Genomic DNA, 5,393 nt, shown 5'->3' with positions numbered 1-5,393 from the left:
CGCCCGTCCGGGCGGTCCGCGCACCGGCCCCGGCGGCCGTCCGACCCCGAACGCGCCGCCCGCGACGCCCGACGTCGCCCGTCCCGCCCGCGCCGGCTTCGGCCGTCCGGCGGGCAGCAAGGTCGAGGAGGATCGCGACAAGCGCTTCTCGGACGCCGGTCCCGGCAAGGCTGTCAGCCGCACGCGCGGCGAGCCCAAGCGTCGCGAAGGCCGCCTGACCATCCAGGCCGTGGCCGGCGGGGACGAGGACGCCGCCGAGCGGATGCGCTCGCTGGCCTCGGTCCGCCGCGCCCGCGAACGCGAGAAGGAAAAGCGCAAGGGCGGCTCCACCGATGCGCCGAACCGTCCGCGCGAGGTCGTCATTCCCGACGTCATCACCGTCGGCGATCTGGCCAACCGGATGGCCGTTCGCGGGGTCGACATCGTCAAATTCCTGATGCGTCAGGGCCTGATGGTGAAGATCAACGACGTCATCGACACCGACACCGCCGAACTGGTCGCCGACGAATACGGCATGTCGGTCAAGCGGGTTTCGGAATCCGACATCGAGACGGGCTTCCTCTCCGACGCCGTCGACGACGATGCGACTACGCCCCGCGCGCCGGTCGTGGCCATCATGGGCCACGTCGACCACGGCAAGACCTCGCTGCTCGATGCGCTGCGCACCACCGACGTCGCCTCGGGCGAGGCCGGCGGCATCACCCAGCACATCGGCGCCTATCAGGTCCGCCTGCCCAACGACGCGCGCGTCACCTTCCTCGACACGCCGGGCCACGCGGCCTTCTCGGCGATGCGGGCGCGCGGCGCCAACGTCACCGACATCGTCGTTCTGGTCGTGGCCGCCGACGACGGCGTCATGCCCCAGACCATCGAGGCCATCCAGCACGCCAAGGCGGCCAACGCCCCGATCATCGTGGCGGTCAACAAGATCGACAAGCCGGACGCCAATTCGCAGAAGGTCGTCAATGAACTGCTGCAGTACGAGGTCATCGCCGAGAGCCTGGGTGGCGACACCCAGATCATCGAGGTCTCGGCCAAGAACCGCACCAACCTGGACGGCCTGATCGAGGCCATTCTGGTGCAGGCCGAAATGATGGACCTGAAGGCCGATCCGGAACGCACCTCGGAAGGCGTGGTCATCGAGGCCAAGCTGGACAAGGGTCGCGGCCCGGTCGCCACCGTCCTGGTCAAGCGCGGCACCCTGAAGCGCGGCGACATCGTCGTGGCCGGCTCGGCCTGGGGCAAGGTTCGCGCCCTGTTGGACGAACGCAACGCCCAGCTGACCGAGGCGGGGCCGTCGGTTCCGGTCGAGATCCTCGGCCTCGACGAAGCGCCCAGCCCCGGCGAGCCGTTCGCCGTGGTCGAGAGCGAGGCCCGCGCGCGCGAACTGACCGAGTACCGCGCCCGCGTGAAGCGCGAGAAGGCCACCGGCGGCATCAACCAGGTCTCGCTGGTCGACATGATGTCCAAGCTGCAGTCCAAGAAGGTTTCGGAACTGCCGGTCATCATCAAGGCCGACGTGCAGGGTTCGGCCGAAGCCATCGTCGGCTCGCTGGACAAGATGGGCAACGAGGAGGTCCGCGCGCGCACCGTCATGTCGGGCGCCGGCGGCATCACCGAGAGCGACGTGCAGCTGGCCAAGTCGGCCGGGGCGCCGATCCTCGGCTTCAACGTCCGCGCCTCGAAACAGGCCCGCGACCTGGCCGAGCGCGAGGGCGTCGAGATCCGCTACTACGCGATCATCTACGACCTGCTCGACGACATGAAGGGCGTGCTCTCGGGCATGCTGGCGCCGCTGCAGCGCGAAACCTTCCTGGGCAACGCCCAGGTGCTGCAGGTGTTCGACATCTCCAAGACCGGCAAGATCGCCGGTTGCCGGGTGTCGGAAGGCGTGGTCCGCAAGGGCGCCAAGGTCCGGATCATCCGCGACGACGTCGTGGTTCTGGAACTGGGCACCCTCACGACGCTCAAGCGCTTCAAGGACGAGGTCAACGAAGTCCCGTCGGGCCAGGAATGCGGCATGCATTTTCAGGGCTTCCAGGACATCAAGGCCGGCGACTACATCGAGTGCTTCACGGTCGAAGAGATCAAGCGGACGCTCGAGTAGCAGGAGCGGCGGCGCTGGCGCCGCCGTTTCGCCGCATCCTTCACGGATCAACGCTTCATGCGCAGCCTCGTGACCATCGCTCTCGCCCTGCTCGCCGTCGCCGGACCGGCGTCGGCCGAGACGCGCTATCTCGCCTATGACGCCGCTGACCGGGTCACCCAGGCCCTGACGCGGGGCGTGACGCTGGAGGCGGATCGCGGCCTGTTCGGGGCCATCAGCGTGCGCCGGATCATCTCCACCTCGCAGCGCGGCTCCGCCGATATCCGCCGTGGCGGGCCGGACGCCGTTCGCCGCGCCCTTCCGGCCGGCTCCCGCGAGAACGCCGTCTATCACATCGCGCCGGAAGGCGACGGCCGCGGCCTGTCGCGCGCCCTGTGCCCAGGGTCGGAAGAGGCCTGGCTGGTGGCGGGGCGGGTCCGGCTGGGCCGTCCGCTGACCCTGCACGCCGTGGGCCGCTGGTCGGACGGGGGCTACCGCCATTGCGTCCAGCTGTCCTACTCCTGGCGGGGCGAATGGGCGATGCCGCCCGCCGCGGGCGCCGCTGACGATCCCGGCGCCCCTGTCGGGCGATAGGCGTTCACCTGCCGCCCGACCCTCGCTAGGGTCGAGGCCATGACCGCCGACACGGCCCGCTCCCAGACCGCGATGAAGCGCCTCGCCGGCGCCCTGTCGCTCGTCTGCCTGGTGCTGTTCCTGCTGGCCATCGAACAGAAACACACAATGGCCGCCTGGCGTACGCTGCGCGACGGGACGGGGCCGGCCGTACAGCGGGCCGCCGACTGGGCCGGCGCCCTGCCGTCGGACGTCGCCGGGCGGCTTGGGGGGATCCGCTCCGCCATCGCCGGTCGGAACGACGCGCCGGGCGACTCCCGAGTCGATGGCGGTCTGACCGACGCCGCCGCGCTCGCGGCTGTCGGCTCCCTGACCCTGGTCGGGGCCGAGCTGCGTTTCGGGAACAGCGAAACCCTGCGCACCCGGCCGCTGCGTATCGCTTACGGACGGGACGCCTTCACGGCGGGTCAGACCTTCTCCGAACGGCTCGGGGTTCCGGCGGACGCCCAGATCGAACTGCGGGAAGTGGTCGCGCCGGGGCGGGGGCAGGCCGTTCCGCCGTCGAGCCTGTGCGGCGGCAAACCCGCACGCGCCGCGGCCGTGCTGCAACGCGCCGGCCGCATCGAACTGATGTTGTTCCGCACCCGGACGGTCGGTCCGGACAGCCCGCCCGCCGCCCTGTGCGGCGTCTGGAGTTTTTCGACCCGATGAGATCCCGAGGTTCGCGCACCGGTCTGGGGCCCCTGATGTTCGCCGCCGTCGTGGGACTGGCCGCCGGTCTGTGGACCTGGACCGCGCCCGGCGACCTGGACCGTTGGCGGGCCGCCGCGGATCGTCCGGGTGTCGAGCTGCACCTGCTCGACAATGGCTTTCACACGGATCTGGCCGTGCCGAGGGCGGCGCTGGAGGCGCGGGGCGGCCCGCTGGCCGAGGCGGTGCGCAGCCTGCCCGCCGGCGACTGGATCCTGATCGGCTGGGGCGACGCCAAATTCTATGTCGACCAGAGCCCCATGGAGCATCGGCTGCCGGACGGGGCGCGAGCCTTCTTCCGGCCGGGCAATGCGTCGGTGATCATGCTCGACCCCGCCCAGAGCGACCCGCGCGCGCTGTTCGCAGAGGACGGCCGCCGCAGCTTCCGCCTGACGCCGGAGGGGTTCGAGGCCATGGCCGGGCGGCTGGAGGCGTCGCTGGACCTGTCGGGCGGCGCCCCGCGCATCGCCGCCGCCCGCGCGGGCGATGACGCCCGTTTCTTCGCCAGCCGCGAGACCTTTTCGATCGGCCACCTGTGCAACCACTGGACCGCCGGGGTGCTCAATGCAGCGGGGCTGCCGGTGCGGCCGTTCCGGTCCATCGTCTCGTCCGAGCTGATGGCGGCGATCGACCGGGCTGAACTGGACACCGCCGCCCCACGGGACTAGACCCCGCGATCGTTTTTCGGCGCGTTCGAAAGGCTCCGCCTCTCCGACCCCACGCGCCTTCGCTTTTTCAGCCGGGTCCGAGCCCCGACAGGCGATGAGGACAGTGTCATGAGCAGCCGCAAACCCAATCCGAAGGCCGGGACCGTCAGCCAGCGCCAGCTGCGCGCAGCCGAGATGATCCGCCATGCCCTGGTCGAGGTCATGCGCGAGAACGAGATTCGCGACGAGGCCCTGATCGGCGTTTCGGTCACCGTGACCGAGGTGCGATTGTCGCCGGATCTGAAGCACGCGACCTGCTTCGTGGAGCCTCTCGGCGCCGGCGTCGACAGCGCGCCGGTCGCCGGCCACGTCGACGATATCGTCAAGGCGCTGAACGCCCACGCCAAATTCCTGCGCGGCGCGCTGGGGCGGCATATCGACATGCGCTTCACCCCCGACCTGCGCTTCCGCCACGACGTCAGTTTCGAGGCGGCCGAGCGGCTGAACCGGCTGCTCGACGATCCGCGGGTGCAGGCCGATGTGGTCAAGCCCGAATCCGACGACCTCTGATGGGCCGCCGCAAGAAGGGCGACGTCGTCAACGGCTGGGTCTGCCTCGACAAGCCGCTGGAGATGGGATCGACCGACGCGGTGTCGAAGGTGCGCCGGCTGTTCAACGCCCAGAAGGCGGGGCACGCCGGGACCCTGGACCCGCTGGCCTCGGGCATATTGCCGATCGCGCTCGGTGAGGCGACCAAGACCGTGCCCTTCATGATGGATGCCGAGAAGGTCTATCGGTTCACCATCAACTGGGGAATTTCGACCGACAGCCTCGACCGCGAGGGCGAGATTACGGGCCGTTCGGACGTGCGTCCTTCCGTCGAGGCGGTGCGGGCGGCGCTCCCGGCCTTCGTCGGCGAGATCGATCAGGTCCCGCCGCAGTATTCGGCCATCAAGGTCGACGGCCAACGGGCCTATGACCTGGCGCGCGACGGGGCCGAGTTTGAGCTCGCCAGCCGGCGGGTGACCATCCATGAAGCTGCGGTCACGGGCGCGCCCGACGCCGATTACGTCGAACTCACGATCCGCACGGGCAAGGGCGTCTATGTGCGCTCGCTGGCCCGCGACCTGGCGGCGGCCTTGGGCGCCGAGGGGCATGTTTCGGCCCTGCGTCGCGAACGGGTCGGACCGTTCTCGACGGAAAACGCCGTCACGCTGGATTTCCTGACCGATCTGGTGCATAGGGACGCCGCCTCGGAAGGCTTGCTTCCCGTCGCGACCGCCCTGGACGACATCCCGGAGCTGGCCGTGACGGATCAAGACGCCTTCTCGCTTCGG

General features: G+C 70.1%; 6 protein-coding genes. All 6 read left to right on the top strand.

Annotated elements, in window-relative coordinates; all coding sequences use genetic code 11:
- Positions 1-262: 262 nt before the first annotated feature.
- Positions 263-2,107, top strand: coding sequence for a translation initiation factor IF-2 (gene infB / locus V6M45_RS11150; protein WP_442880581.1), 1,845 nt, complete (start codon positions 263-265; stop codon positions 2,105-2,107).
- Between the two features lie 57 nt (positions 2,108-2,164).
- On the top strand, positions 2,165-2,680 hold the full coding sequence (locus V6M45_RS11145) for a hypothetical protein (RefSeq protein WP_332656423.1): 516 nt from the start codon (positions 2,165-2,167) through the stop codon (positions 2,678-2,680).
- A 39-nt stretch (positions 2,681-2,719) separates the two neighbouring features.
- A complete protein-coding gene (locus V6M45_RS11140; RefSeq protein WP_332656421.1) occupies positions 2,720-3,370 on the top strand; it encodes a hypothetical protein in 651 nt (216 codons plus the stop codon).
- Positions 3,367-4,077 (top strand): DUF2459 domain-containing protein, encoded by a 711-nt coding sequence (locus V6M45_RS11135; protein ID WP_332656419.1) that lies wholly within the window; start codon positions 3,367-3,369, stop codon positions 4,075-4,077. Before V6M45_RS11140 ends, V6M45_RS11135 begins: the two co-directional genes overlap by 4 nt.
- Before the next feature lie 108 nt (positions 4,078-4,185).
- Positions 4,186-4,626, top strand: a complete 441-nt coding sequence (rbfA, locus tag V6M45_RS11130) for a 30S ribosome-binding factor RbfA (RefSeq protein WP_332656418.1) — start codon at positions 4,186-4,188, stop codon at positions 4,624-4,626.
- Positions 4,626-5,393 (top strand): tRNA pseudouridine(55) synthase TruB (truB, locus tag V6M45_RS11125; RefSeq protein ID WP_332656416.1); only part of this gene is annotated, 768 nt, incomplete at its 3' end. The genes rbfA and truB, both read left to right, overlap by 1 nt.

Source organism: Brevundimonas sp. (assembly GCF_036676055.1).
Classification (GTDB): Bacteria; Pseudomonadota; Alphaproteobacteria; order Caulobacterales; family Caulobacteraceae; genus Brevundimonas.
The sequence above is the reverse complement of the archived record's forward strand: the minus strand, read 5'-3'. Positions and strand labels throughout refer to the sequence as shown.